24 protein-coding genes and 2 tRNA genes are annotated in these 25,297 nt (G+C 46.3%); 17 read left to right on the top strand and 9 right to left on the bottom strand.

The features are described from left to right. The first annotated feature begins 160 nt into the window (after window positions 1-160). On the top strand, window positions 161-505 hold the full coding sequence (locus LEP1GSC061_RS09775) for a hypothetical protein (RefSeq protein ID WP_040508398.1): 345 nt from the start codon (window positions 161-163) through the stop codon (window positions 503-505). A gap of 53 nt (window positions 506-558) precedes the next feature. On the opposite strand, the gene LEP1GSC061_RS09780 is transcribed toward LEP1GSC061_RS09775, so the two are convergent. Next, on the bottom strand, window positions 559-1,851 hold the full coding sequence (locus tag LEP1GSC061_RS09780; RefSeq protein ID WP_156844534.1) for a WG repeat-containing protein: 1,293 nt from the start codon (window positions 1,849-1,851) through the stop codon (window positions 559-561). A 283-nt stretch (window positions 1,852-2,134) separates the two neighbouring features. Here LEP1GSC061_RS09780 and LEP1GSC061_RS09785 point away from each other — a divergent pair, with 283 nt between their 5' ends. Together LEP1GSC061_RS09785 and LEP1GSC061_RS09790 are read left to right on the top strand one after the other, a co-directional pair. Continuing rightward, the gene (locus LEP1GSC061_RS09785; RefSeq protein ID WP_016545304.1) at window positions 2,135-3,739 is read left to right on the top strand and encodes a xylulokinase; all 1,605 of its coding nucleotides are present in this window, start codon (window positions 2,135-2,137) and stop codon (window positions 3,737-3,739) included. Window positions 3,740-3,889: 150 nt separating this feature from the next. Next, window positions 3,890-4,567 carry a TetR/AcrR family transcriptional regulator gene (locus LEP1GSC061_RS09790; RefSeq protein ID WP_040508400.1) on the top strand — a complete coding sequence of 226 codons (678 nt, stop codon included), beginning with the start codon at window positions 3,890-3,892 and terminating at the stop codon, window positions 4,565-4,567. A gap of 49 nt (window positions 4,568-4,616) precedes the next feature. On the opposite strand, the gene LEP1GSC061_RS09795 is transcribed toward LEP1GSC061_RS09790, so the two are convergent. Together LEP1GSC061_RS09795 and LEP1GSC061_RS09800 are read right to left on the bottom strand one after the other, a co-directional pair. Continuing rightward, window positions 4,617-5,195, bottom strand: coding sequence for a hypothetical protein (locus LEP1GSC061_RS09795; protein WP_016545186.1), 579 nt, complete (start codon window positions 5,193-5,195; stop codon window positions 4,617-4,619). 51 nt (window positions 5,196-5,246) lie between these two features. Next, window positions 5,247-7,259, bottom strand: coding sequence for a 1-acyl-sn-glycerol-3-phosphate acyltransferase (locus LEP1GSC061_RS09800; RefSeq protein WP_016545427.1), 2,013 nt, complete (start codon window positions 7,257-7,259; stop codon window positions 5,247-5,249). A gap of 196 nt (window positions 7,260-7,455) precedes the next feature. Here LEP1GSC061_RS09800 and LEP1GSC061_RS09805 point away from each other — a divergent pair, with 196 nt between their 5' ends. The 4 genes from LEP1GSC061_RS09805 (at window position 7,456) to LEP1GSC061_RS09820 (ending at window position 10,136) form a co-directional block, all read left to right on the top strand. Further along, a complete protein-coding gene (locus LEP1GSC061_RS09805) occupies window positions 7,456-8,469 on the top strand; it encodes an ATP phosphoribosyltransferase regulatory subunit (protein WP_016545178.1) in 1,014 nt (337 codons plus the stop codon). 103 nt (window positions 8,470-8,572) lie between these two features. After that, entirely contained in the window at window positions 8,573-9,847 is a 1,275-nt protein-coding gene (locus tag LEP1GSC061_RS09810; RefSeq protein ID WP_016545301.1) for an adenylosuccinate synthase, read from the top strand. 119 nt (window positions 9,848-9,966) lie between these two features. Further along, window positions 9,967-10,039: transfer RNA gene (locus tag LEP1GSC061_RS09815), tRNA-Lys, on the top strand. A 22-nt stretch (window positions 10,040-10,061) separates the two neighbouring features. Further along, a tRNA-Glu gene (locus LEP1GSC061_RS09820) sits at window positions 10,062-10,136 on the top strand. An 18-nt stretch (window positions 10,137-10,154) separates the two neighbouring features. Here the strand turns inward: LEP1GSC061_RS09820 and LEP1GSC061_RS09825 are convergent. The 3 genes from LEP1GSC061_RS09825 to LEP1GSC061_RS09835 all read right to left on the bottom strand — a co-directional run bounded on the left by LEP1GSC061_RS09825 (window position 10,155) and on the right by LEP1GSC061_RS09835 (window position 12,888). After that, a complete protein-coding gene (locus LEP1GSC061_RS09825; RefSeq protein ID WP_016545244.1) occupies window positions 10,155-10,934 on the bottom strand; it encodes an enoyl-CoA hydratase/isomerase family protein in 780 nt (259 codons plus the stop codon). 120 nt (window positions 10,935-11,054) lie between these two features. Beyond that, complete coding sequence (locus LEP1GSC061_RS09830) at window positions 11,055-11,972, bottom strand: TIGR02757 family protein (protein WP_016545196.1); 918 nt, start codon at window positions 11,970-11,972, stop codon at window positions 11,055-11,057. Between the two features lie 19 nt (window positions 11,973-11,991). Further along, complete coding sequence (locus LEP1GSC061_RS09835) at window positions 11,992-12,888, bottom strand: hydroxymethylglutaryl-CoA lyase (RefSeq protein ID WP_040508403.1); 897 nt, start codon at window positions 12,886-12,888, stop codon at window positions 11,992-11,994. 52 nt (window positions 12,889-12,940) lie between these two features. Between LEP1GSC061_RS09835 and LEP1GSC061_RS09840 the strand changes: the two genes are divergently transcribed. Then, window positions 12,941-13,627, top strand: a complete 687-nt coding sequence (locus LEP1GSC061_RS09840; RefSeq protein WP_016545203.1) for an ATP-binding cassette domain-containing protein — start codon at window positions 12,941-12,943, stop codon at window positions 13,625-13,627. 103 nt (window positions 13,628-13,730) lie between these two features. Next, entirely contained in the window at window positions 13,731-16,055 is a 2,325-nt protein-coding gene (locus LEP1GSC061_RS09845; RefSeq protein WP_016545210.1) for a M48 family metallopeptidase, read from the top strand. Window positions 16,056-16,130: 75 nt separating this feature from the next. Here the strand turns inward: LEP1GSC061_RS09845 and LEP1GSC061_RS09850 are convergent, their stop codons facing one another. Together LEP1GSC061_RS09850 and LEP1GSC061_RS09855 are read right to left on the bottom strand one after the other, a co-directional pair. Further along, window positions 16,131-16,754, bottom strand: a complete 624-nt coding sequence (locus LEP1GSC061_RS09850; protein WP_016545337.1) for a hypothetical protein — start codon at window positions 16,752-16,754, stop codon at window positions 16,131-16,133. Window positions 16,755-16,820: 66 nt separating this feature from the next. Further along, a complete protein-coding gene (locus LEP1GSC061_RS09855) occupies window positions 16,821-17,861 on the bottom strand; it encodes a tetratricopeptide repeat protein (protein WP_016545431.1) in 1,041 nt (346 codons plus the stop codon). Here LEP1GSC061_RS09855 and LEP1GSC061_RS09860 point away from each other — a divergent pair. The 7 genes from LEP1GSC061_RS09860 to purQ are packed head-to-tail and all read left to right on the top strand — an operon-like array spanning window position 17,861 to window position 22,820. Further along, on the top strand, window positions 17,861-18,484 hold the full coding sequence (locus LEP1GSC061_RS09860) for an ABC transporter ATP-binding protein (protein WP_052006524.1): 624 nt from the start codon (window positions 17,861-17,863) through the stop codon (window positions 18,482-18,484). The two genes, LEP1GSC061_RS09855 and LEP1GSC061_RS09860, sit on opposite strands and share 1 nt — an antisense overlap. Beyond that, window positions 18,481-19,149 carry a heme exporter protein CcmB gene (locus LEP1GSC061_RS09865; RefSeq protein ID WP_016545257.1) on the top strand — a complete coding sequence of 223 codons (669 nt, stop codon included), beginning with the start codon at window positions 18,481-18,483 and terminating at the stop codon, window positions 19,147-19,149. The genes LEP1GSC061_RS09860 and LEP1GSC061_RS09865 overlap by 4 nt, the downstream gene beginning before the upstream one ends. 46 nt (window positions 19,150-19,195) lie before the next feature. Next, complete coding sequence (ccsA, locus tag LEP1GSC061_RS09870) at window positions 19,196-19,879, top strand: cytochrome c biogenesis protein CcsA (protein WP_016545333.1); 684 nt, start codon at window positions 19,196-19,198, stop codon at window positions 19,877-19,879. 43 nt (window positions 19,880-19,922) lie between these two features. Next, window positions 19,923-21,074 (top strand): PP2C family protein-serine/threonine phosphatase, encoded by a 1,152-nt coding sequence (locus LEP1GSC061_RS09875; protein ID WP_016545426.1) that lies wholly within the window; start codon window positions 19,923-19,925, stop codon window positions 21,072-21,074. After that, window positions 21,071-21,940 (top strand): phosphoribosylaminoimidazolesuccinocarboxamide synthase, encoded by an 870-nt coding sequence (locus LEP1GSC061_RS09880; protein WP_016545182.1) that lies wholly within the window; start codon window positions 21,071-21,073, stop codon window positions 21,938-21,940. The genes LEP1GSC061_RS09875 and LEP1GSC061_RS09880 overlap by 4 nt, the downstream gene beginning before the upstream one ends. After that, window positions 21,916-22,164 carry a phosphoribosylformylglycinamidine synthase subunit PurS gene (gene purS, locus LEP1GSC061_RS09885; RefSeq protein WP_016545434.1) on the top strand — a complete coding sequence of 83 codons (249 nt, stop codon included), beginning with the start codon at window positions 21,916-21,918 and terminating at the stop codon, window positions 22,162-22,164. Before LEP1GSC061_RS09880 ends, purS begins: the two co-directional genes overlap by 25 nt. Further along, window positions 22,161-22,820 carry a phosphoribosylformylglycinamidine synthase subunit PurQ gene (gene purQ, locus LEP1GSC061_RS09890; RefSeq protein ID WP_016545232.1) on the top strand — a complete coding sequence of 220 codons (660 nt, stop codon included), beginning with the start codon at window positions 22,161-22,163 and terminating at the stop codon, window positions 22,818-22,820. Before purS ends, purQ begins: the two co-directional genes overlap by 4 nt. Before the next feature lie 33 nt (window positions 22,821-22,853). Here purQ and LEP1GSC061_RS09895 read toward each other — a convergent pair whose 3' ends face one another. Further along, window positions 22,854-23,816, bottom strand: a complete 963-nt coding sequence (locus tag LEP1GSC061_RS09895; RefSeq protein ID WP_016545429.1) for a hypothetical protein — start codon at window positions 23,814-23,816, stop codon at window positions 22,854-22,856. A 232-nt stretch (window positions 23,817-24,048) separates the two neighbouring features. Between LEP1GSC061_RS09895 and LEP1GSC061_RS09900 the strand changes: the two genes are divergently transcribed. Then, window positions 24,049-25,293, top strand: coding sequence for an EAL domain-containing protein (locus LEP1GSC061_RS09900; RefSeq protein WP_040508407.1), 1,245 nt, complete (start codon window positions 24,049-24,051; stop codon window positions 25,291-25,293). Window positions 25,294-25,297 lie beyond the last annotated feature (4 nt).

Consider the following 25,297-nt stretch of genomic DNA (forward strand, 5'->3'; position numbering starts at 1 on the left):
GAACGAGAGTATGACCCCAGAGCAAAAAGAAATTTCGATACAGTTTGCCAATTTTCATATCTTAAAATGTCTGGAATACCACCAGAAGTTAAAGGAATGTAAAAAGGAGATTAACTATTATATTCCTACGTTGCATCCGGAATGATAGGCTTCTCGGCCAATGCGAGTGATCGACATTATGCAAAGTGAGTATAAGCAGGGAAGTTGTAGAATTGCTTTGATTTTTATGATTTTTGCTTTTCTGCCAAGTTGCTTTATCGCTCCGACTAACGAAAGGACAGCCTGTGTCTATGATTTAAAGGAAAAAAGCACACTTGCAGGTAGTTGTAATTTTGCTGCATTTGCTTACGGATACTATTCGAATCCCAACCTCTCCCCCGCTGAGAAAGAGCAAGCCGGACTTCGATTGAATTTTGAAATATTGGAATGTTTGAAATACCAAGAAAAATTGCAAGATTGCCATAAGGAAATGAATTATTACATTCCAACTCTCCATCCGGAATGATGTCCCAAAAAGGATACGAAGTCGTGCTTTGCTTCGTATCCTTTTTTTTTCGGTTACTTGCAATCGGGAAGAAAACCGTTTCTATCATAAAGATTCCGGTGTTCTCCCTTCCAGGTGAATATAGAACCGTCTTTGCGGAGGTAGATCCGATTGAATTCCGCGGGGATCACGAAGTTCCCTTTCGGATCGATGACTCCGAATTTATCTTTCTTTCTAACGACTGCGCGCCGATTTTCAAATGAGTTTAAAGGACTCGGGTTGGAATCCAAATAGGGTTCGGAATAATCGAAATCCATCGGAATCACCAGTTCTCCGGTGGTGGAAACGAATCCTACCTTCTTGGATTTTACGACCGCGGCGCGTCCGTTTCTAAAAGGATATACTTTCTCATAAATGGGCGGAACCACTATATCTCCCTTCTCGTTTATGAATCCGTATTCTTTATATTTGTTGTCCTTGTTTAAAATGGAAAGACCGTCGGAGAAGGGCTCTCGCAGATATTGAGGTAGGTCCAAGCGTTTTCCGGTTTTATCTATAAAGTAGCCTTCATTCTTCCCGTTTATGGTATCCCAAACAAAGATCCTACCGTTTTGGAACGGCTTAGGTCGATCGTTAAGATAGCCTCTATGCAAATTATTAAAACGATTCGGGATAACTACTTTACCGTTAGCGTCGATAAATCCCCATCCTTTCTGCGTCTTGAATCCCGCGAGTCCCTCGTTGAAATCGGTTACCTCCTCGTAAATCGGTTCTAATAGATATTTTCCCTTTTTGTCGATCATTCCATATTTATAATTTAAGTATACGGGAGCGAATCCTTCGTTGAATTTATATCTATAAGAATCCGTATGAGGAGGAGTGTCGAATTGTATAGGAATTACTACTCGATTGGCGGAATCGAAGAATCCCCAGTGGTCCCGATAAGTGAAACTGGTCCATCCTTCCGCTGTCGGTCCTAAACTTTCGAACGGCGGTCTTTTACCGACCACCTTGCCGATTTTGTCTAGAAATAGATCTTGTCCTTTCCAAACCACGGGAGCTTGACCGTTCAAAAAATCCGCAGCATGATCGTATTTAATTTCCGCGATCAGATTGCCCTCTTCGTCGATATAACCGTATTTGCCGTTTACATTTACGAAGGCGAATCCATCCAAGAAGAGACCGATATTATCGATTTGCTTGCCCGGGAGAGGTTCTCTGCAATTCCGATCTACTAGCTTTTTATCGATTAAGAAAAACTTTTGCTCACGAATTTGCCGATTCTCGGAAGGAACTTTTTGGATCCCGTCCTGTTCTCCGCAAGAAAGAGTAAGGGATAGTAATAAGTAGATTCGTAGTCGCTTCATAAAGATTTTCAATCTCCAGTATGTATAGATGGACCCGTTCCGAGCGGTTAGAAAATCGTCTCTCTTTGGCAGAATTTTGCGCTTTTTCGCAGTTTCTGTAGGAAAGAGAAGGACGAAATCCTTTCCTTTCCTTAATTTGTGCCGGGACGAGGGATAGAACGTTTTCCAGTTACTCCGGAAAAATGATTGCCCTTTTCCCCTCCCATTCTCATTTTCGGATGAGTGAGCGCTCACTCATCCGGGGATTAGGATCCGGGAGCCAAATTCGGAGGTAAGAGAATCCATGAAATCCCTGGTATACGTTTTGGCTTACGATATCGGAACGACCGGAACCAAGACCTGCCTTTTCGAGATAGGCGATAAGCTCACTTTAGTAGAATCCGAATCCCAGGAATACGGTTTGACCTTGGTAGAAGGAGGGGGCGTAGAGCAGGACCCCCAGATTTGGTGGAATGCGATGCGGGACACCACACAGGTCGTTCTCAGGAGTAGCGGACTAAATCCTTCCGATATACGCGGTATTTCTTTTTGTTCCCAAATGCAAGGTCTCGTTCTCGTAGACAAAGACCTGAAACCGATTCGTCCTGCCATGAGTTATATGGACCAAAGAGCCCGCGAAGAGATGAAAAAAGGAATAGAGTACGGGATCAAGATCGAAGGTCTAAACGCATTCAAACTACTTCGCTCCTTGCAAATCACAGGTGCGGTCGCCGGCAGCGTTAAAGATCCATTATGGAAATATAAATGGGTGGAATCCAAGGAACCCGAGAAATTCTCCCGGGTTTATAAATGGTTGGATGTGAAGGATTATCTCACTACGAAATGCACGGGTCGTCCTACTATGACTCTGGATTCCGCGTTTGCGACCTTTTTATATGATTCTCGTCCGGGCAAAAGCCGTTGGCATAAGGGGCTCTGCAGAATGTTCGGTGTGCGCATCGAACATCTTCCCGAACTAGTTCAATCCACGGACCTGATCGGAGGACTTGCGAAAGAAGCCGCCGAGGATCTGGGTCTTAGAGAAGGCACCGCAGTTTTCGGAGGGGGAGGAGACGCATCCCTCATCGGAATCGGAGCCGGAGCCGTAGAAGAAGGAGACACTCATATTTACGCCGGTACTTCCGGTTGGGTCTCCACCGTTACCAAAAAAAGAACCGTGGATATCAACGCTCGCATCGCTTCCATCGTGGGAGCGAGACCCGGAATGTACAATTATTTCGGAGAGCAGGAGACTTCCGGAAAATGTCTGCAATGGGTTAAGGATCACTTGGCTCTGGACGAGATCGGAGTCTATTTAGAAAAGAAGAATGTAACGGAAGGCTCCGAAGCGGTTTACGATAGCTTATTCGCGTATTTGTTCGAATCCATAAAAGATACACCCGCGGGTAGCGACGGAGTCATCTTCACACCCTGGTTGCACGGGAACAGATGTCCCTTCGAGGATCCTTATGCAAAGGGAATCTTCTTCAACATAGGTTTGGATACCGGAAAGCGAAAACTGATCCGCGCGGTGATAGAAGGTATATCTTTTCATAAGCGTTGGATCCTGGAATTGTCCCAGGCAAAGGTTCCCGCTTCCTCCACCATACGATTCGTAGGAGGAGTGGCTCGCTCTCCTATCATTTGCCAGATACTTGCGGATATTACCGGAAGAACGATAGAAACGATAGATCATCCACAGAATGCAGGAGCTAGCGGCGCCGCGGCGATTACCGCTTTAGGTTTAGGTAAGATTCATTCCTTCGAAGAAATCAAAAAATGGATCCCGATAAAAGAAAGATGGATACCGAATCCGGCCAATAAGAAGGTCTACGATCGGAACTTCTCCGTCTTCAAGCGCTTATATGAAACGAATAAGAGTCATTTTGCGAAGCTGAATATGTCATAAAGGAAAATATAACCGCTGTTATAGCCCATAAGGGAGTCTTTCTTATCGCAGGTTCCTCATTTCCGTAAGGAAATCCAAAATGGAATTTACGAAAGGAAAAGATTCACATAGAAAAAGTCCCTCCAGGCTCGGCGGAAAGGTGTTTGGTTGATGAAGAGAGAAGAACAGTCGAATCGAGTGCGAGCAAGGATCTTGGAAGTATCCCGAAGATTATTCGTGAACGAAGGATACGAAAAGGCTACCATAAGAAGGATCATAGACGAAGCGGATATTACCACGGGTAGTCTCTACCATTTCTTTAAAAATAAGGAAGAGATCCTCCTGGCGATAGCCGGAGAAGTGTTCACGGAGGCGGGAGAAATCGCCGAACGTATCGTAGGCGAGATGGATCCTCCCTTGGTGTTCGCTATGGAGGTGGGGATACAATTCTATCTCTGCCAAAAGAAATTGTCCATTGCGGAGACCTATTTGGCCGCTTATCGGACCCAGGGCGTCACCGAAATGATCGGAAACAGGGGCGCCAAGCGCAGCCAGGTTTTGTTCGAAAAATATAATATAGATTTCGATCATCAGGATTATCTGATCCGTACTCTGGCCTTTCGGGGAGTGTTCCAAAGTTTGCTGGAGGAAATGGTTTATTCCGGGCAGATCGATCGGATTCGGATGATGTCCACCGTTATCGAGTTAGGATTATCCACTTTCGGAGTGCCTAAGGAAGAAGTGGAAATCGCCGTGGAAAAGACCTTTCGTTTGCTCCGAGAAAGATCCGGCGAAATAGAGGCTTTGGCCGAAGGTTTGATCGATATTTTTGTAAACGGGCACAGATGATTTTCTGGAAACTTCTCCGGATATTCTCCGGAGAAGTTCTCACGATCGTTTAATACCGATACTTATAGTAAAAGTTTTCCTGCTCTTTCCGGGAGATTTTTTCTAGGTCCAAGCAGTCCCTAAAAATCGAGGCGAACTCCGACTCTCCTTTTTCGTATTCTATGAATAGATTACAGGAGCAATGCTCCGTTCTTTCCTTTCTCCTAGTAAAGGAGGAGGGGAGTCGGACCGTTCCGGCTCGGTATACCTGTGGAGCAGGGCTCTTCTGGAGAATACAGGCGCTTGGAACTCTGGGATAGGTGAAGTCCGAGGCGGAGACACTAGTATTAGCAGGCAGACTCTCCACTGCGATTTTAGAAATCCCGTTCTCGCCCTTGAGAGTCCTGCATTGTTCCAGACAACTTTCTCCTTTGGAGGGGGTGGGAACGGTCGCTTTGATAAAGATCGTATTTGCGAATAAGCTCGCTTTGCAATTGCTCGGAGCGGTTTCGTTCTCCTTGGTCTTAGGACAAGTGGACCAGCCTTCTAAAAATTCCTTCTTACCATTCTGCACTTTCCTAAGAGGGAGTCGGTCGAACGTTTCGCAGGAAAGGAATATCAGGCAAAGAAAAACGAGTCCGTATTTCATGATTCATACTTGTGTCTCGATTCCGAAAGCGATCCTTAAGACCGCCTTATATCAAACCCTTGACAGTCTTTCTTCCATTCCTTCCGCGACCTTGCGAACGTCCTTCTTGTTGATGACTACTTCGTAAGCCGCATATAAAATCGGAACCTCGTTCGGATCTATCTTCATCAGATTCGGCATAACTTTCAAACCATAGAATCCGTTGGACATCTTTTCGGAAGGATGACCGTTTGCGATATCGTAACCCGTTTTTCTGTCCTTGGCGTCCGTTCCGAAACAGGAGAGCATGAAGTCGGTCAGTCCGGAAAGCCCTTGGAACGTCTCCGGCTTTCCTCCCATCTGCACTCCCACTCTCACCATTTCGTTAAAGAAGCGATTGGAAAGATGGAAAAGGGAATTGTCCACATTTCCGCCGAGAGTCTGCTCGAAATATCCTTCAACGATTCCCATTACGAGAGCGTAAATCGTTTTGAGAGCTCCTCCTAGTTGCACTCCTTTTACGTCCGTAGGAATGATCGCGGGACGAGGGAAAATATAACCGGTGGTCAGAAGCTTTTGAATGCGAGGTATAAGGCTTTCATTTACGGCGGCGATTTCGAATCCGGAGATCTTTCTTTCCATGATCTGGTCCGGATAAGAAGCTCCCGAAACGACTCCTATACGATCGTCCTCCAGACCCAGCCCGTGTTGCAGATCGTCCAGGATGAGTCCCGCACTAGTAAAGCCTTTTATAATATTAAAGAATGGTGCCTTATTCTTGGCCAAATAAGGTTGTAAGTCCGGATATACGGTATGTAATTCCCAAGGATTGGTTCCTTGGATGAACAGTGTGGCATTCTTAAGGTCTTCGGGATCGGATGTGAATGTTAGGTTGGGAGGCAGTTTGTAAAGGGAATAGGTTTTAATGTCCCTATGTTCCGCGTTGCTCTGGGAGGTGTATTCCTTATCCGGATGGTATACTTGAACGACCACATCCTTATTGGCGATCACTGTCGCGACTGCGATTCCCATGCTGCTGTTTCCGATAACGATCACCTTCTCTTTAGGTTCTTTAGGAACCTTGATGAGTTTGTTCTGATCCCTGGCGTCCGCGCTGTAGAGATTTCGATAGATTCCGTGTTGGTGTTTGTTCAGATTTTGTCCTACGAGTAGGGCCAGGTTATCTATTAGGAATTGCTTCTTATCCCCTTGTTCCGGAAAAGGAAGTTGTTCTACATTCTTAGGGAAACTTGCCATTTCCTTTTTGGTCAGCTCTCCGACTAACACAGGTTTACCGATTGTGAGCTTACCTGCCACCTGATTGAAAAGAAGGCTGGATGTCGGAAGAATCTTATCCGTTTTTTCCAGAGAGATGGGCAGAATCACCTTATTGGCTACGTAATGGTATACAGTGTCTACGAACGGCATGAGTCTTCCGTCTCTGGAACGGGTTCCTTCCGGAAATATGGCGGCGATCTTACCTTCGTGCTGCAGCTTTTGGGAATGGCGGAAGGCTCTCATGTTGATCTTGGTCATAAGATCGGAGAGGCTCGGGTTATCCGCCATGTCTCTCTTGGAGCAGACTAAAAGGGTTCCGAACATGTACAACCCGAGTCTGGTAAAGTCAGGTTCGTAGGCGAGTCGTCCTGCGATGAATACCAATTGCTCGGCGACTTCTCTTCCTTCGGGAGAAGCGTGGTAGAGAAGATGAAAAATAGCGGGCGCATCCAGGTGGCTTAGGTGATTGGAGATCAGAGTCACCGGGTATTTGCCGATCAACGGCTTTACCGCGGCCAGATTTTCGATCCCCTCCACCGTGAAGAATTTCATGATGGGAGATAGGAATTCGATCATGAATTCCCTGGCTTTTTTTTCGGGGGGAGTATAGACTCCCACTCTCTCCAAGGAACCCGGATCCTTGAACACATCCATCACAGGAGGCATGGGGGTCACGGAACAAAGGTAAAGAAATTTCTGGAGTATCTTTTTGGCTTCGTCTTCGGACATTCCCGATCTTTTGAATAAGTGGATATTTTCGAAGAATTCCTTCTGCCATCTTCCGACGGATTGTTCTTTTTCTGCCATGGTACGTCTCTGTTTTAGATCTAGCGGTGTTAGTTCCGAATGGATAGGGATCGAACGAAAAGGTTCGAATTATGCGATTTCCGGAGAATACTTTCTATCCTTGGAAGGCTTATTGTCATTCTATTTTTTGGGAAAAACGGTTTGAATTCTACCCTAGCCAAAACGAACTGTTCTTTGGGGCTTTCGAAAACAACAGATGTCACATAATCCTCCCGAGTTTAGCGAGAAGAAATGGATTCCGGACGGTTTTCATTTTCTCGGTCCGAATGAAAGTTCGGAAAGGCGGAAGCTTCTCGACTCCCTTAGCGGGGATTTTCGAAAATTCGGATATTCGGAAGTATTTCTACCTTCCTTCGATTATTCTTCCTCCTTTTTACTTACCGTTGCCAACGAGGACTCAGGTTCTCTCTATCGATTCAGAGATTCCGACGGAAACGAGATCTCGCCTAGCGCCGATTTAACCGTGCAAGCGGTCAAAGGTATGGCCGGTTTTGCGCACCGCAAAGAAAACCAACGTATTTTTTATCAGGGAAAAATTTTCCGAGACTACGGTAGGAAGAGCGGAACCAGAAAAGAGATCCTACAATTGGGCGCGGAGAATCTAGGCGGCTCCGGAACGAAGGCGATCCTTGGAATCTTAGGTGAGGTCTCCGAAATATTCTCCTCTTTGTCTTTGGATTCTACTCTTACAATCGTATTGGGAAATGTGAACTTGTTCCATTCTCTTATGGAGTCCTTAGGTCTCTCCCAAGCGGAGAAGCGCCAACTATCTTTTCTCTTATACAGAAAGAATCTACCCGAGATTCGAAGATTTTTAGAAAGCCGTAATGGTCTGGAAATCTTCCCCGTTTTGGAAGCCCTTTGCTTAGGTTTTTCCTCCGACGAGGATTTGGGATCCAGATTCGCAAGTCTTGGACTCTCGGATTCTTTCCGGACCGTTTTACGGGAGACGGGAGAGATTTTGAATTCTCTCCCCAAAAGGAATTCGGTGGAATTCTGCGCGGATTACACTCTGATTCCGGATCTGGAGTATTATACTGGCTTCGTTTTCCAAGGATATGTTTCCGGAAATTCCGAACCGGTTCTGACCGGAGGAGCTTACGACCATCTCTACGAGAGATTCTCCGGCTTGCAAAAAGACGCCTGTGGATTTGCGATCAATGTAGACGTCCTAGAGACAGTCTTAAAAACGGATTTAGATGCCGGATGAGAAGATTCTTCTTAGAATTCTCCCATGGAAGCCGGAAAGGCAAAAAGCGAATTCACCCTATAAACGATATCATACCAAAGATAGAAACTAAGGAAACCATCCTATGCCCGCAACATTAGTCGTCGGAACCCAATGGGGGGACGAAGGGAAAGCCAAGGTAATCGATTACCTCTCCAAAGACACGGATATCATTGTCCGATACCAAGGCGGAGCCAACGCCGGACACACCGTAGTGGTCCACGGAAAAAAATACGTATTCCATTTAGTTCCTTCCGGAGTCATCTACGACCAGACGATTTGCGTCATCGGAAACGGAGTGGTCTTGGACCCGACATTCTTCATAGAAGAATGTGATAAACTCCAAGCGGAGGGTTTTCCGGTTTATGAAAAACTTCTTATCAGCGACGCCTGCCATCTTCTCTTTCCTTTTCACGGGCTCATCGATTCCGCTAGGGAGAATTCTTGCGCTCCTGATCGTAAGATTGGGACCACCAAGAAAGGAATCGGTATCTGTTACGCGGACAAGATGATGCGTATTGGGCTTCGTGTGGGAGACCTTCTGGAGAACGATTTCGAAACCAGACTCAAGCATCTGGTAGACGAAAAGAATCGGGAACTCGTAAAACTTTACGACGGAGAGGAGATATCCACCAAGGAGATCCTCGACAATATTAAGAATTTCGTTTCCAAGATTCGTAAGAATATAATCAATACCCCTTATTATCTCGAATCCCAACTCAAAGCGGGAAAGAAAATCCTACTGGAAGGTGCCCAAGGAACCGGACTGGACGTGGATTTCGGAACCTATCCGTATGTGACCAGTTCCAATCCCACTACGGGAGGAGCCTTTATCGGGTCGGGAATCGCTTTCCATCATTTGAAGAATGTGATCGGAATCACCAAGGCCTACACTACCAGAGTGGGAGAAGGCCCATTCCCCACCGAATTAATGGGAGAAGAAGGAGAGAGACTCCGGACCCTAGGCGCGGAATACGGAGCCACCACCGGTCGTCCTAGACGTTGCGGTTGGTTCGATACGGAAGTGCTTCGTCACGCGGTTAGAATCAACGGACTCACTTCCATAGCGCTGACTAAAATAGACGTTCTTTCCGCTTACGACAAGATCCCAGTAGCGGTCGCATACGAAAGAAATGGTAAAAAACTGGATTGCTTCCCTTCTCAAGGATTGGAGCAAGTCAAAGTTATCTACGAAGAATTTCCCGGATGGAAAACGGATATCACCGGAATCGGCGAATTCGATAAGCTTCCCTCGGCTTGTAAGGATTATATCCGAGCCTTAGAAAAATTGATCGGAGTAAGAATCGATTTGATCTCTACCGGACCGGATAGAAAGGATACGATCGCTTCCGGATTCTAAGTTCGGAAGCCTAACCCCCTTCGGATAGTTTTTCGAAATATTCTTTGCGGAAAGGGCGAAAAACTCTCTGAAATTCGTTTGACCGGGGAGGTTCGAAAAATATCGTGTTCTTACGGTTCGAGTCGTTAGCTCAGTCGGTAGAGCATCTCACTTTTAATGAGAGGGTCTTGGGTTCGAGTCCCAAACGACTCAAACTAATTTAGCAAAATAAAACGCCGCCATCGTCTAGTGGTTAGGACACCAGGTTTTCATCCTGGTAACCGGAGTTCAATTCTCCGTGGCGGTACCACTTCTTCCCATCTTACTTTCAATCGTTCTTAAAAATCGGTCTCCTGCGTTCCAAAACGGCTTTCAGTCCTTCGTCGAAATTTCCGGTCACGAACGGTTTGAATTCTTGGATGAGTTCGTCCGTAGGAGCCTTCATCTCGTCGATTAGATTCTTTCGGATTCCTAATTTGATGGATTCCACGCTGGCTTGGGGGAGATCCAAATACGAAAGCATATGCGCTTCCGCCTTACGGTTCAAATCCTCGACGGGAAAAAAAGAATCCACTAAACCGATAGACGCCGCTTCTTCCGGTTTAAACGCCTTACCTTGCATGGCGACTTCTCTCAGATTGGGTCTTCCTACGACCGATTCTATGATTCGTAGAAGCATAGGAGGGATGGTGAGTCCGACCAAAACTTCCGAGAAACAATATCTGGATTTCCCCATTCCCATGAATCTAAAATCGGTGAGAATGCCTAGCACCGCTCCTCCAGCCATGGCATGTCCGTTGATAACGCAGGCCTCGGGTTTGGGGAAAGAATAAATGACGCGCATCATATCGAATAAAGTGGAGAATACTTTGATCCTGTCTTCGGGGCTTCTATCCAGCATGTATTTGGGATCGAGTCCGTTAGAGAAGAATTTCTCGAAACGCGAACCTATAAGTACTGCTCTTACGCTTTTCTTAGCCGCAAGAATACGATGCGCTTCGATCAATTCCTCCATAAGTTCGGAGGTCATTTCGTTCGCAGGTCCTCGATTCAACCAGATCCAAGCCAGAGAATCTTTTTCTTCGATTTCTATGTATTGCAGAGCCATTAGTTTTACTTCCAAATGAAATGAGATAAGAAGGTTTCTTATCGCCTGCAATCAAAGTAGGATCGGGAGATCCTTCAAGCAATTTCCGATTCTTCCGGACATTTAGTATTTCGGAAGATCTTATCCGATTTTTTCGGTCGGCTTAGAGCGACGTTTGGAAGAATAAACCGAACATACGGTGTTAAGCTCGCAGGTCTCGCAAAGTTCCCTCACGTAAGAGGATTTACATTTTCTTAAAATACCCAGTCTGCATAATGCGAAATCCATGCGGAGAGGATCCCGAGGGTAATAGTTTCGAAAGAAATCCGTGACTTCTTTGGCCTTTTTATAATCCGAAGTCTTTCTATTCGTGGCTCCCAAGATTTCCGCCAATCGGTTGATATGAGTGTCCAATGGAAAAATCAGTTCTTCCGGTAGTATGTTTTTGTAGAGCCCCAGATCGGGAGCTTCTGTGCGAACCATCCAACGTAGGAACATGCAATATCTTTTGTGTGCCGATTTTTCGTTTCCGATTCCGATCAGAAATCCGAGACCGTAGGTCTTCCAATTCGGATCCAAATTTCGCAGAACTTCGGAGAGTCTGGACTGGAAGCCCAGGATTCTTTTTTCCAAACCAGATTCCTTCGGATCCAAGGGAGAAAACCAATGCTCCAACAGTTTGTTTCCCTTACGATTGGATTCTCCATAAGCGAATCTTAATGCTTCCAGAAAAAGTAGGATGTCCTTCTCCTTTTGAAAACGATAGGGTCCGAGTTTGCCTCTCCAAATATCCGTTCCTTTAGTAAGCAAATATCTCTTAGGGTGCTTTCCCATGGGGGCGAGCAATCTGGAGAGAAAACCTCGGATGGCCGAGACGTTTCCGTAGGCGAATAGCGCCGATAGTAGGCCTACGAATTCCCTGTCTTCGGGAGAATCGTACAGATAGCAGAGAAAAAGAGGGTCCGAATCCAAAAAGTCGGGACGGGTATATTTATCGTACAATCGATCGAAACTTTTTTGAAAGGACTCGACGCTCCGGGAAGATTCGGATTTCCTCATTTCCTTTTTTCTCGGACGATTAGGAGGTCGCTTTCGCTCTAAGCGCTATATAGGATCTGGAGGAGAGTTTTCTTTGCAATAAACCCTCCATAAACGAGGACGCTTCCATGAGTTTGGAGAGATCTATGCCCGTTTGTATCCCGGATTTATGGAAATAATACACTAGATCTTCGGTGGCCAAGTTTCCCGAAGCTCCTTTGGCATAAGGGCATCCCCCCAGACCTCCGGAAGAAGAGTCGAAGGAACGTATTCCCATTTCGTAGGATTTTTGAACGTTGGAGATCGCCATTCCATATGTATCGTGAAAATGTCCGGCTAGTTTTTCTGCGGGAATTTCACGGAGTAGTAGATTCAAGAGGGTTTCCACTTCGGAAGGGACCGCGGTTCCGATCGTCTCTCCCAGAGATATCTCATAAGCACCTTGGTCCAAAAGTATTTTAGAAACTTCTAATACTTTTTCGGGGGCGATTTTTCCTTCGTAGGGACAGTCGATTACGGTGGACACATAGCCTCGAACTAGGACTCCATCCTTGCGGGCTTCTTTGAAAATTTCCGAAAATCCTTCTATGGATTCTCGGATGGTACGATTGATGTTCTTTTTCACGAACGATTCCGAAGCTGCGGTAAAAACGGCCACTTCTCGAAATCCCGCTTCTATCGCCGCCTGGTAACCCTTTAAATTCGGAGTGAGGGCGCTGAAATTGGTACCGCTATGGAAGTTCAGACCGGCAGAGAGCTCCTTGGCGTCGCCTAATTGCGGAATGGCTTCCTTCTTTACGAAGGAAGTAGCTTCTATATTCTTTAGGCCGGCCTGTACCAATTTTTGGATAAAGACGAGTTTGTCCTGGGTGGGAATAGCGAGTTTCTCGTTTTGGAGTCCGTCTCTAGGACCTACTTCCGTGATTTTCAAAGCCATGTTTTTAGGGGATTGGTTGTAAGAATTCCGGGCAAGCATTAAACCGGTATCGATGGTCGGGCAAGAAGAACCTGTATTGGTCTTGGAGAAGCTTTCCTTATTCTCCCCCGAAAGAATCTATCTATCCGATCTGAATCTCACCGTCTTTGCCGGAGAATTCCTGGGAATCCTGGGGCGAAGCGGATCCGGAAAATCCACAGTCCTCCGTTTCATTTTAGACTTACCTTTTCCTTCTTCCTGGACCAAAAAGGGGAGAATTCTTCTCTTCGGAAAAAATAAGAAGGAGATTCCTCCCAGATGGGTGCAGCCGGTATTCCAGGATCCGATCCTAGGCTTCAATCCCATCTGGACTCTTGAAAAGAGCTTAAGGGAACCGCTTCTTCTTTTCGGAGAGGAAGAATATTACGAATCTCTATTGGAGAAATGGATTCCTATCCTGGGCTTGCAGGATAAGGATCTGAAGCGTTTGCCTTCTCTTTTCTCCGGAGGAGAATTGCAGAGGCTGGCACTACTACGTGCCTTGATCTGTCGCCCTAAACTTTTGTTATTGGACGAAGCGACTTCCGCATTGGATCCTCTCCTGAATTTCCAAGTGCTCTCCGCCTTGAAGGAATACCAACAATCGGAAGGAGTCACCATTCTCTGGGTGACTCATAATGTGAAATCCGCTAGAAAATTCTGCTCCCGGATCCTGGAGATGGAAGAATGGAACCGGATACCTTCGGGCTCGCGATTTTAGCTATTCTATTCGAAAAAATAGCGATTTCCTTGTCGGGAACGGAAAAATTCGGACTTTATTGATATAGCTCGGCCGTATCGAACGGAAGGAAACGAATTTGCTTATGGATTTTGCATACCCTGAAAACCCGCTCCATGTCCCGAAGGATCTGACTCTTCCTACCAAAAATCATAAAAGAAATCTTTGGTTCGCCGTTACGGGTCTGATCGGATTCGCGATTATCTATATTCTTACCGCTGCTTGGTTTACCGGGGCCACGATTTACTTAGTATCGGCCGGATTAGAGTCTCCGAATTCCAATCTATTCACTTTCGTTTCGGCCTTGGCTTCCGGTATGATTGCCTTTTTCATGATTAAGGCCTTATTCTTCGTTAAGAAGGGAGAGATTTCCCAAGAATACGAGGTAACGAAAGAGAGCGAACCGAAACTATTTAAGTTCCTTTATCGATTGGCGGATGAAACGGGAGCGCCGAGACCTCATAGAGTGTTTCTTTCTTCCAGAGTCAATGCCTGCGTTTTCTACGATTTATCCATTCTGAATTTCTTCTTTCCTTCCAAAAAGAATCTGGAGATAGGCCTGGGTCTCGTGAACGTTTTGACGATCAGCGAACTCAAAGCGGTACTCGCACATGAGTTCGGTCATTTCGCACAAAGAAGTATGGCGGTCGGAAACTGGGTTTATATCGCGCAACAGATAGCCGCTCATATCATCGCTAAAAGGGACGCTTTGGATGATTTCCTAAAGAGTTGGTCCTACACGGATCTCAGACTTGCTTGGGTATTTTGGATATTACGTCTGGCGGTATGGTCCTTGCGAGCCACTCTGGAATCCATTTTTAATCTGGTACTTATGGCTCAGCATGCCCTATCGCGGGAGATGGAGTTCCAAGCGGATTTAGTCGCGGTTTCCGTAACCGGAAGCGACGCGTTGGTCCATGCTTTGCATAAATTGCAGGCAGCCGATTCCACTTGGGATAGCGCTCAAAATTTCTTTTATAGGCAAGCTCAGGAAAATAAGGTTACCGCTAACATATTCAACGTACATTTGCGTACGATCGATCATATGGGTCGAATATTGAATGATCCCGGTTATTGTAAAGTCGCCGTTCTTCCCGAAACCAATCCGAGCGAGCATAGGGTGTTCACCACGGAAATTGCTCAGCCTCCAAAGATGTGGGCGACTCACCCTTATAATCATGAAAGGGAGAATAACGCAAAAAAGGTATATATCCCCGCAGCGCTCGACGATAGGGAAAGCTGGGTGGTTTTCGACGATCCGGAAGGTCTCAAACGGAAATTTGTGAAGCAGCTTCTTTCTAATTTCCCGGAAGAAGTAAATACCGACGATCAGACGATCGGAAAATTGGACGAAGAATACAAACAGGAATACTTGGATAGCCGCTATCGAGGGGCTTATTTGGGACGTTCCTTCGTTCGATACGCCGAGAAACCGGAAGATTTCTTCGAGCATAAGATCGAATCTATTTCCAAGACCTTGGGAGAGTTGTATCCTCCCACCTTATCCGAAGATCTCGAGAAATTCAGGAATCTGGAAAGAGAATTGGATCTGCTTTCCGCATTGAGGGATGGATTTCTTGTCCCGCCGGATGGGATCATTCGATTCCGGGGAACGGAACTCAAGAAGAGAGAATTACCGAAAGCAATCGAAACGGTTCGCCAAGAATACGAGAGGGTCCTGCAGACTGTGTTTGAACACGACAGACTATGTCGTTCCGCTCATTTACAAGCCGCGAAAGAAATCGGTAAAGGATGGCCGGAATATCTCTCAGGTCTGTTGGAAGTCCTACACTACGCGGATCATTCTCGTGCCGACGTGCAGGATGCTCGCGGATTTTTGAACAATGTATACGCGGTCGTGACTGCGGATAGGAACGTTAGTTCGAGGGAATTGGACCGATTGGTGGCCGCGGGTACCGAACTCTTTAACGCTTTAGAAATCGTTTATAGACATGCGGAAAGAATAGAATTGGATAACGAACTATTAAAACGATTGGGTGTGGATTCCTGGACTGCAGGGCTCGGAAAATTCGAATTCGTTCCTCCTACGCGGGACAATATGAACGAATGGTTGAAAGTTGTGGATTCTTGGATAGACGCCACTTATAATTCCCTATCCCAATTGCGTTTTTCCGCATTGGAAGAGTTGCTTCTGACCGAGGCCAAGATTTTAAATTGGACTCTCGACAAGAAGTCCAAGCCGGAACCGGCTTCTGGTCGATCTTTTGTCGTTAAGGATTATCCTAAGATAACTCCGGGCAAAGAAAGACAATTGCAGAAACGACTCGGTCTATGGGATAGATTTCAAACCGCAGACGGGCTCGTTCCGGGAATTCTTCGATTTTCCATTTCTTCCGCAATCATCGGCGGAATCTTATATTCTACCATTTATTGGATTTTGATTTTGTAATCTTCCCAATAAAAAACCCCGAAGCGCTATTTTGCGCGACGGGGCCTCGAAAAGACTCGAATCCGAAAACCGGATTTAGAACTCGATATGATACAGGTTCTTGCGGTCTTTTTTGTCCTTATACAAAGCGAGGAGAACGTCGATCCGATAAATGGACGAACGTAAGCTGGCTTCCAGCAATCTCAAGGCCTTGATCTGGTTTTCGAGGGACATTTCGCTCAATCTGGTGACTTCGGTTTTTTCGAATACCTCGTGAGTGACTTCGCTCGTTTTTAAATCGGCGGGTTTGAAGACGATTTTTTTGTTCTCGAACATCACTTCGTAGTAAATCCTACGACTCTCCGAAGCTAGAGTGATATCCGAAACCTTTCCTCCGTTGAACTGGAAGGTGATGTATTTGAGTAAGTTACTCTCATAACCGTCCTGTACTTGGAAAGGGATGTCTTCCGTGACGATGGTTTGGCGTTTCTCGTACTTCGGCATCAGGACCACGAGAATATCGTGTTTGCGCTCCAAGTCTTTCAATCTCTCGTTGATGGTCGCTTCGAGACCGACGATGATTTTTTTCAGAGACTTGGTATACTCGCTCGTTTCGTCCTGAAACACGTCCGACTCGTTGACCTTTTGTTTTTGTTGGGCCAAAAGCGGGACGAAGAAGAAGAGGGTCGCCAAAGCGAAAAGCCTGGTTTGGTTTTTCATTGGATCCTCCGCCCTCAAGAATGGGGGTTTTCCCTTGGTTTGCCAAGTCTTTTTCGGATCCGGCTATTATTGCTGTTCCTTCTCCGCTTCTTCGTCGGCAGCCTTGATCTCCGCGAATCTCTTGGCCAGGTCCCTTCTTCTCTCTATGATTTTAATCGAGAATTCGGAGAAGAAGGGGTCGTTCGGGAATTTCAATAGTTCCTCATATTCTTTTGCAGCCGTGACATAATCGCCGATCTTACTCGCCGTCTCCGCGAAGAAGAAATGGAATTTTTTATTGTACGCTCTCTTTTTGCCTTGGTCGTCGAAAAGGTCCGTGTTCCGAAGGATCTTGTAAGCGTAATAATCCCGGCCGCTCATGATTTCCAACCTGGCTAGGCCTAACTTTGCATCTGGACTATTCTCGTCTATGGACAAGGCTTTTTTAATATAAATCTGTGCCCTATTCTTCAGATCCGTGCGAATATAATGCTCCGCTAATAGAACGAGCGCCTCTGTCTGGAACTGGTTTCTTTCCACCGCCTTTTTGTAATAGGCCACGGCTTGAATCTGTTCGTTCAGTAGTTCGTATAGTACTCCCAGATGGATATACGTCCTGTAATATTGAGGAACCTCTGCGGCAGCGTATTCGAATTGCAGTGCGGCCTTTTGGTATTTCTTCTCAATATGAAACGCTCTTCCTAGATTATAACGAAATGCGAAGAAGGAAGGGTCGTACCGAATGCCGGCCTCCAACATGGAAATCGCCTGGTTCCTTTTTTTGGGATCGGCGGTTTGCAGTAATCCTACCGCGTCGTTATTAAAGATCCCGCAATTTCCGATCTGCTTGCCTTCGAACTCGAAACTTCCTTTCGAGGGTGGGGGGGCCCCTTTCCAGTGCCTTCCGGCGGCGATAATGAAATCCTGCTCGGTCCGAGCCAGGCTTCCGTCTTGGTAGAACTCGGGAGATAAGAATTCATTTTCTCCCCAGAGGATTCCCGCGTATTCTCGGTCTCCGATCTTAAACTGAGCCTTTAGGGAAACGGAGATAAAAAGCAGTAGGAAGAAGGGAATACGGCGTAAATTAAAGCCTTGTAAATAGACTTTTACGGAAGAGATTGTCCTCATTGGTCCAGTTACAAACATCGATCCCCGTTTTGGAATGCTCCGGCCTATCCTATAGTATCGGACGAAAGTCCGTTTTGAAGAACGTCTCCTTTGCCGTTTTTCCGGGAGAAGTTCTGCTTGTGAGGGGACTCAACGGTTCCGGAAAGACCACCTTGCTTAAGGCAATCCTGCATCATGATAGATACAAGGACAAGATCCGGTTTCCGGAGAATTCTTCTCCTCGCGTTTCCTATCTAGGCCATGAGCTAGGATTGTATACCACATTAAGTCTGGAAGAAAATCTGGAATATTTCCGAGGGATTGCAGGGAATTGCAGATCCGAAGATCAGGTAAATTCCTGGCTCAAGGATTTCAGACTCTGGCAAAGGAGAAAGGATCCGGTCTCCTCCTTCTCCCGAGGAATGAAACAAAAAGCCGCGCTCGTTCGGGCTCTTTTGCCTAACGTGGATTTGTATCTTTTGGACGAACCCTTGACCGCCCTGGATACCGAAGGCGAGGAAAATGCCAAGAAGGTACTCGAATCCGTAGTTCGGGACTCCGCTTTAGTCATGGTCACCCACGATCCTTCTTTTTCCATCCAGGCGCCTACTCGGGTCTTGGAGTTGGGAGAGAATTCCAAATGAAGGAATTTCTGGCCTTAGTCAAAAAAGAACTGCGGCTGCTCGGTCGGGCGAGTAACGGGATTCTTTCTCTCATCGTAATCGTATCCGCAATGGTGTTTCTATTCCATTATGCGCTGGAAAGAAACGGAAACATGGACATGGTGGCGCTCGTCGGACTGAAATGGTCCATTTTGTTCGTCGCCTCTTTCGTATTAGTCGGTCAATTCACCTGGGAAGAGAGGGAATCCGGAGGAGGAACCGCCAGTAGGCTCTTCGTTTCTCCTTGGATCCTTTTTCTTTCCAAATCGATTCTCGTTTTTTTGGCATTGTCCGGAACCGCGTTTTATCTTCTGGGATTGTTCGCCTTATTTTTCAAGGCTTTCCCTTTCGAATGGGTCGCATTCGAAAAACATTTGGTGTTCTTTCTGCCCGGGCTACTTTGCATTTCCTTTTTGGGAGTCTGTCTTTCTCATATCAGTCTGTCTTCCCGATTGAAGGAGATCCTACTTCCTCTTTTACTCGTCCCGTTATCCATTCCGATTTTTCTGTACGGGATGGAGGCGGAGAGAAAATTTGCGAGCCAACCTTTCTCTTCCTTGGTCGGATCTTTCGGATTACTTTTGGCGTTCGCCTTTTTTTACGGATCCATGGGAGCCCTTCTCGTGGAAATGACTTCCGACGATTAGGATTTTTCTTGATCCATGGAAGCGATACGGACAGACTTCCTAGTGTATGAAGATTCCTATGTTAGCGGCAGCCTGGGATTGGGTTCTAGGTTTCGTATTTCTGCTCTTTTTTCCTTTTGCCGTTCTTCTCGGACTATACTATCCGAATGTGATCTTGGAGCAGGGGATTTCCCATAGGATTTTCTATTTTCATGTGCCTGTGGCCTGGGTCGCGTTGTACGGTCCCGGCATTTCCGCGGTATGTGCGATCGGATATCTGATCACCAAGGATCGTTTCTGGGATACTCTTTCTCTTTCCGCAAACAAGATCTCCCTTCTATTCGCGATCGGGGTGCTCTTCTCCGGGCCTATATGGGCCTATCTGGCTTGGGGGACTCCCTGGGATACGACGGACGCTCGTTTGAATTCCTTTTTCGTTTTGGTCCTGAGCCTTGTTGCTTATTTCTTACTACGGTTTCTGGTTTTGGATCAGAATAAGAAGTACATCTTCTCCGCTTTCTTGAGTTTGTTCTGCACCGTGAACGCGATCCTTACCTGGGGAGCCATTCGTTGGGTGGAAAATCCGGGCAACCATCCTTCTTCCGTTTTGGGCAAGAAGGGTATGGACCCCGACATGAGGATCTCCTTTTGGGCGGGAGTCTTGGCTTATCATCTTCTTTTTCTGATTCTGTATCGCCTCGTTTATAGATTGGATAAGATAAAGGCGATTCGAGAGGAATTGTTCGACTAGAAATCTTCCGATTTTTGGAATATTATAAAAATGGATAGAACCGGTGGATAGAGAAAAGCAGGAAAGTCTTTTGAATTATTCGGATTATTCGATTCTGGCCGTGGACGACTCCGATATCAACCTGAAGCTTCTGGTTCATACCTTAAAGCCTATGGGTTTCAACGTATTGACCGCGATGAATACGGACGACGCCCGTACCCTCCTCGCCACCAATCACGTGGATGTGCTTCTTCTGGACGTGAGCATGCCCGGCCAGGACGGATTTTCCTTTTGCAAAGAGTTGAGGGAGATCGATCGATTCAAACTTCTGCCTATACTTTTTATCACCGCGTATAATCGGGAATTAGGTTTTGACGAGGCCATTTCCAACGGAGGCGACGATTTTCTTCATAAGCCTTTTCAGCCCAAAGAATTGGTGGCAAAGATACGAGCCTTTATCCGCATCAAAAATCTTCAGGACGAAATCTTCCAACAAAAGAAGAAATACGAGAAAGAACTCGTCATGGCGAGAAGGGTACAGCAGGAACTCGTTCCCGAAAAACATTTGGACTGGAACGGTATCAAGGTCGGCTCCATTTTCCATCCTTTGATGCAGATCGGAGGGGATTTCATAGATGCCTGGGTGGAGGAGGACAAACTCCACGTTTTTATCGCCGACTGTTCCGGTCACGGACCTTCCGCGGCGCTTCTCTCTGCGATGGTGAAGATGCAGGTTTCCAATTTAGGAAGAAGTAATACTCTTGCGGAAAAGGTCAGGACTCTCCGTCAACAATTGGAGAAGATTCTTCCCGAGGATTTTTCCATCACATTCTTCTACGGAATCTTGGATAAGAATCGTAAATTCGAATACGCAAACGGAGGCCATCCTCCTCCCTTGATTTACAAGGACGGGATCGTGGAGGAGTTGCCCGGCATGGGACCTCTTATCATTCCGATAGAACTCGGAACCGAGGACGAATTCAGGAGCGTAGAGTTTAATCCGGGTGCTTCCCTATTGCTTTACACGGACGGCGCGACTGAAATAACGGACGAGAGCTATAATATTTTGGGCGAAGAAAGTCTGAAAAAGATCCTGAAAGAAGCGGTGGAGTTCCATGCGGACGATATACTGAATTTTTCCTTGGATAAGATTCTCGCTCATTCGGGCAAGATGACTCACGACGACGATATCGCACTCATGGTTATCCAAGGATGACGAAATTACCCGAGCCTTCTTATATAGGAAAAGTTAGAGACGTTTACGATTTGGGACAGAATCTGATTCTTTCCTCCACGGATCGAGTATCCGCCTTCGACGTGGTCTTCCGACAAATCGTTCCCGGTAAAGGAAAGGTTCTGAATCGGATCTCGGCGGAATGGTTTTCCTATTTCAAAGACATTCCCAATCATATCGTGGAGACGGATGTTTCCAAATTCCCCGAACCCTTTCGTAATAGCCCGGAATTGCAGGACCGTTCCGTTCTGGTGAAAAAATGCCGGCGCATCGATTTCGAATGCGTGGTGAGAGGATATCTTTCCGGTTCCGGTTGGAAAGAATACAAGCAGGATGGGACCCTTGCCTTTAAAAAGCTTCCGGTCGGTTTACGAGAATCCGAAAAATTGCCCGAGCCTGCCTTTACTCCCGCTATCAAAAACGATACGGGTCACGACGAAAACGTATCGGAAGAAAGGATGAAAAACGAGATCGGCGCAGAACTCTTCTCCATTCTGAAGGAAAAATCGATTTCCCTTTATACTAGGGCTTCTGAACTGGTAGCTGGGGCCGGGATTCTACTCTGCGATACCAAATTCGAGTTCGGAATTCTGGACGGACAGGTGATCCTGATCGACGAGATTCTGACTCCGGATTCTTCCCGGTACTGGGCTCAAGAGACCTATACGATAGGGACCACCCCTCCGAGCATGGACAAACAGATTCTTAGGAATTATCTGGAGAAGTCGGGTTGGAACAAACTGCCTCCTCCTCCGGATCTACCAGAGAGTCTCATTGTTCAACTCCAAGCGGCATATAAGGAAATACAGGACCGGCTATTAAAATGTTTATCGCGAGAATCAACGTAACCTTAAAAGAATCCGTACTAGACCCGCAAGGTAGTACGGTTAAATCCACTCTTCAGGAACTCGGAGAGAAATCCGTGCAGGACGTAAGAGTCGGAAAATACATAGAAGTCAAATTGGATACGCCGGATATCGCGACTGCCGAGCAAACTGTAAAGAGTCTTTGTGAGAAGCTCCTAGTGAACCACGTGATCGAAACCTATCGTTCGGAGATTATCCCCGCATGAAGGCCGCGGTCGTTACTTTTCCGGGATCCAATTGCGATAGCGATATCGCCAGAGTCTTGGCGGATTTTTATTCCGCAAAGGTGGACAAGGTATGGCACAAGGACCAATTCTCCGAAAAATACGATTTGGTCATTCTTCCCGGAGGATTCTCCTACGGAGATTATCTGAGATCCGGAGCCATGGCTCCTTTTTCTCCGGTGATGAAATCCGTTAAGGAACACACGGACAGAGGCGGCAAATTATTCGGAATTTGTAATGGATTCCAGATTCTCGCGGAGGCGGGATATCTTCCAGGCGCTCTTATACGTAATAGAAATCTAAAATATGTCTGCAAAACCGTAGGCTTAAAAAAGGCGTCCGATTCCAATAAGATCAGCGGAAAGCTGGAAAAGGATAGGATTTTACGGGTTCCTGTGGCGCACGGAGACGGATGTTATTTCGCTTCCGAAGATATTCGTAAGCAATTGAAGGACGAGGGAAGAATCCTGTTTCTTTACGCGGACGAGAATCCGAACGGAAGTCTGGACAATATCGCGGGTATCTGCTCCGCAGATTTTAAGATCGCGGGAATGATGCCTCACCCGGAAAGAGCCATGAATCGCATCACGGGAGAAATGGACGGCAAAACCGTTTTGGATCTGGTGATCGCTTCCTAATTCGTAGAATCGCAACTGCGATCCGGTTCCGGATCAGGTTTGTTGCGAAATCGGGACTTCCAGAATCGCAATCCCTCCGCTCACTTTTTCCTTTTTCTGTTTGGTCTTGATCCAGCCGCTTACGGTATATAAGCTTTTCCTGAAATGATCCTTGCCCCAGGTCTTGGGTCGGAGAAAGCTCGCTTCGAACTCCGGTTCCAGGGCCAATTCGAATTGAGCGTTTTTCACGGTTTTGGTTTTTCCGTTGGAAATCTCTTCGGTAGGATCCAGAAGTTTCGCTTCTCCGTCCTTCCAAAGGACGGGCGTTTCTCCCAGATAGATCTGTGCCTTTTTCTTTCCGATCGTTAGATAGATACGACTCTCCAATGGGAAAGCCTCGGAAGAGAATCCCTTGGAAACGGAATAAGCTATGGAATCGTTTTGTAAGTTCGTAGAGAGATCGTTCCAAGAAAGTTGTCCTTCCACTTCCAGTTGGGGAGAACGGTTCAAAAAGAACCAGTCCCCGCGAGAAGGATTGATCTGAGTGAGGGGCCTGGTCCGATTGGGATCTCCCGTATTGACTAGGGCGTCCAATTGGAAATTCAGATCCTTGGCCCAGATCGCCGAATGGGTATAACCTTGTCGGATCGTATCATCCAATCTAAAATTGAATCTCTTCTCGCCTTTACTGAAACTCCAGTATCCGTCCTTAAAACTTCCCTGCTTGAGAAAAGAAGAGGTTCCGTTTTCCTCCACGTTCAATTCCTGAAAGGTATCGCTTTTCCGATTCCAGAGAAGGAGTCTCGCTCCGGATCGGAAACGGTTCCGAAAAATTCTTAACTCCAGAAATACGGAATCGTTCCATATATCCACGAGCACGCTATCTACGGACCGAAACCAAGAGAGGGGACCGGATTTGTATTCTCTGGAATTATCGATTTGGACGGGGCCGAAATACGTCCCGAACATGGGTTCTAATGTGGAAGTATGAAGAATGGATCCTAAATGCTCTTTCATGTCCGCGTTAAACGACTAACATATATTAGCCGGTCGTAAATTTCTCGCCCTCGGAGTCACATCGGTCCATAACCATTCGACTCGGAGAATTAAGAGAATTTATCAAGGTCTTCGGATGAATAGGAAAAAAAAGACTGAAATTTTCCCTTCTTTCGCCCAAAAACGTAACGATGATTTCGGGAAATATGCTTGTAGCAAAGTATTCTACCGAGTCTTGTAGTGTTAGATCCGCATGCTCGCTGAATACGAATCACAACAAGTTCTATCTTTGGGCGAAGGATATTATTCCCCGCATTACCAGCCGATTTTAGACGTAGGGAATCGCAATATAGTAGGATACGAGGTTTTAGGCCGTGTATTCTCTCCCGAAACCAACGAATATCATTCCTTAGGATATCATTTTCATAATCCGGACACGGATACTGTACGTTTGGTACATATAGACAGAATCATCCGGGAAAAAGCGATCAAGCACGTAAAGGAAACGGGTCTCAAGACCAGGATTTTCCTGAATATGATGCCGAATTTCCTCTCCATGGTTTATACCGGAGAAGTTCTGGACATAAAGAAGCTCCATATTCTCCACCTAATCGAAAAATACGATATTAACCCGAACGATCTAGTTTTAGAGATCACAGAGGATAAGTTCGAGGGGAATATAGAAAAACTTCTCTATATCGTGAGCGTCTTCCGGGAGAGAGGGATCAAGATTGCGGTCGATGATCTCGGAGTAGGATTCTCCAATCTGGAGCGTATCGGTTATATCCATCCGGATATCATGAAGGTGGATATCAAGATCATGAGGGAGAGTCTGAATCGTCGATCCTTCAAGAATGTGCTCTCCGCAATTTCGGAAATGTCCCAAAGATTGGGATCCCAGCTCCTATTCGAAGGAGTGGAGAACGAAGAAGAATTGTATCTAGCTTTATCCATGGGAGCTAATCTTCTGCAAGGTTATTATTTTTCCCGTCCTACGGTGGATTTCCAAGATAAGAAACGTTTTAATAAGACTCTTAAGACTTCTTTGGAAAAATTCTCCGGACTGAGGTTCTTGGAGATCCTCGAGAATCTGAGGAGAGAGCAATCCTTCTTGGATCAATTCATCGAGATTTTCAAGCCTATGGATACATCTTCGGATACCGCTCTCTTAGAGAGTTTGAATTCCATTTTGGATCGCCTTCCTCCGGAAACGACTTCCGTTTTAGTATGTGATATGCACGGTTACCAAGTGACTCCGACTTTCAAGAGGGAATCCTACGATCTTCCTTGGAGTAGGCTGCTCACCGATATCGGAAATAATTACGCATGGAAGCCGTTTTTCATCCGCCACAAGGCGGAGACCTATCATTCTAGCCGGATTTCGGGTTTCACAGAACCTTTTCACGATATAGATTCCAAGCGCCAATATGTCTTATTTACCCTGAATCTGGGCGAGGAGCATGTTTTGGTTCTTCGTTTGGATTGGGAAGCCTACTAAATCG

The sequence above is a fragment of the Leptospira wolffii serovar Khorat str. Khorat-H2 genome, from assembly GCF_000306115.2.
Taxonomy (GTDB): domain Bacteria; phylum Spirochaetota; class Leptospiria; order Leptospirales; family Leptospiraceae; genus Leptospira_B; species Leptospira_B wolffii.

What these genes read in the sequence shown, in the direction of transcription:
- LEP1GSC061_RS09775 (WP_040508398.1), top strand. Translation starts at nt 161, where the DNA reads ATGCGAGTGATCGACATTATGCAAAGTGAGTATAAGCAGGGAAGTTGT.
- LEP1GSC061_RS09780 (WP_156844534.1), bottom strand. Translation starts at nt 1,851, where the DNA reads ATGAAGCGACTACGAATCTACTTATTACTATCCCTTACTCTTTCTTGC.
- LEP1GSC061_RS09785 (WP_016545304.1), top strand. Translation starts at nt 2,135, where the DNA reads ATGAAATCCCTGGTATACGTTTTGGCTTACGATATCGGAACGACCGGA.
- LEP1GSC061_RS09790 (WP_040508400.1), top strand. Translation starts at nt 3,890, where the DNA reads ATGAAGAGAGAAGAACAGTCGAATCGAGTGCGAGCAAGGATCTTGGAA.
- LEP1GSC061_RS09795 (WP_016545186.1), bottom strand. Translation starts at nt 5,195, where the DNA reads ATGAAATACGGACTCGTTTTTCTTTGCCTGATATTCCTTTCCTGCGAA.
- LEP1GSC061_RS09800 (WP_016545427.1), bottom strand. Translation starts at nt 7,259, where the DNA reads ATGGCAGAAAAAGAACAATCCGTCGGAAGATGGCAGAAGGAATTCTTC.
- LEP1GSC061_RS09805 (WP_016545178.1), top strand. Translation starts at nt 7,456, where the DNA reads ATGTCACATAATCCTCCCGAGTTTAGCGAGAAGAAATGGATTCCGGAC.
- LEP1GSC061_RS09810 (WP_016545301.1), top strand. Translation starts at nt 8,573, where the DNA reads ATGCCCGCAACATTAGTCGTCGGAACCCAATGGGGGGACGAAGGGAAA.
- LEP1GSC061_RS09825 (WP_016545244.1), bottom strand. Translation starts at nt 10,934, where the DNA reads ATGGCTCTGCAATACATAGAAATCGAAGAAAAAGATTCTCTGGCTTGG.
- LEP1GSC061_RS09830 (WP_016545196.1), bottom strand. Translation starts at nt 11,972, where the DNA reads ATGAGGAAATCCGAATCTTCCCGGAGCGTCGAGTCCTTTCAAAAAAGT.
- LEP1GSC061_RS09835 (WP_040508403.1), bottom strand. Translation starts at nt 12,888, where the DNA reads ATGGCTTTGAAAATCACGGAAGTAGGTCCTAGAGACGGACTCCAAAAC.
- LEP1GSC061_RS09840 (WP_016545203.1), top strand. Translation starts at nt 12,941, where the DNA reads ATGGTCGGGCAAGAAGAACCTGTATTGGTCTTGGAGAAGCTTTCCTTA.
- LEP1GSC061_RS09845 (WP_016545210.1), top strand. Translation starts at nt 13,731, where the DNA reads ATGGATTTTGCATACCCTGAAAACCCGCTCCATGTCCCGAAGGATCTG.
- LEP1GSC061_RS09850 (WP_016545337.1), bottom strand. Translation starts at nt 16,754, where the DNA reads ATGAAAAACCAAACCAGGCTTTTCGCTTTGGCGACCCTCTTCTTCTTC.
- LEP1GSC061_RS09855 (WP_016545431.1), bottom strand. Translation starts at nt 17,861, where the DNA reads ATGAGGACAATCTCTTCCGTAAAAGTCTATTTACAAGGCTTTAATTTA.
- LEP1GSC061_RS09865 (WP_016545257.1), top strand. Translation starts at nt 18,481, where the DNA reads ATGAAGGAATTTCTGGCCTTAGTCAAAAAAGAACTGCGGCTGCTCGGT.
- ccsA (WP_016545333.1), top strand. Translation starts at nt 19,196, where the DNA reads ATGAAGATTCCTATGTTAGCGGCAGCCTGGGATTGGGTTCTAGGTTTC.
- LEP1GSC061_RS09880 (WP_016545182.1), top strand. Translation starts at nt 21,071, where the DNA reads ATGACGAAATTACCCGAGCCTTCTTATATAGGAAAAGTTAGAGACGTT.
- purS (WP_016545434.1), top strand. Translation starts at nt 21,916, where the DNA reads ATGTTTATCGCGAGAATCAACGTAACCTTAAAAGAATCCGTACTAGAC.
- purQ (WP_016545232.1), top strand. Translation starts at nt 22,161, where the DNA reads ATGAAGGCCGCGGTCGTTACTTTTCCGGGATCCAATTGCGATAGCGAT.
- LEP1GSC061_RS09895 (WP_016545429.1), bottom strand. Translation starts at nt 23,816, where the DNA reads ATGAAAGAGCATTTAGGATCCATTCTTCATACTTCCACATTAGAACCC.
- LEP1GSC061_RS09900 (WP_040508407.1), top strand. Translation starts at nt 24,049, where the DNA reads ATGCTCGCTGAATACGAATCACAACAAGTTCTATCTTTGGGCGAAGGA.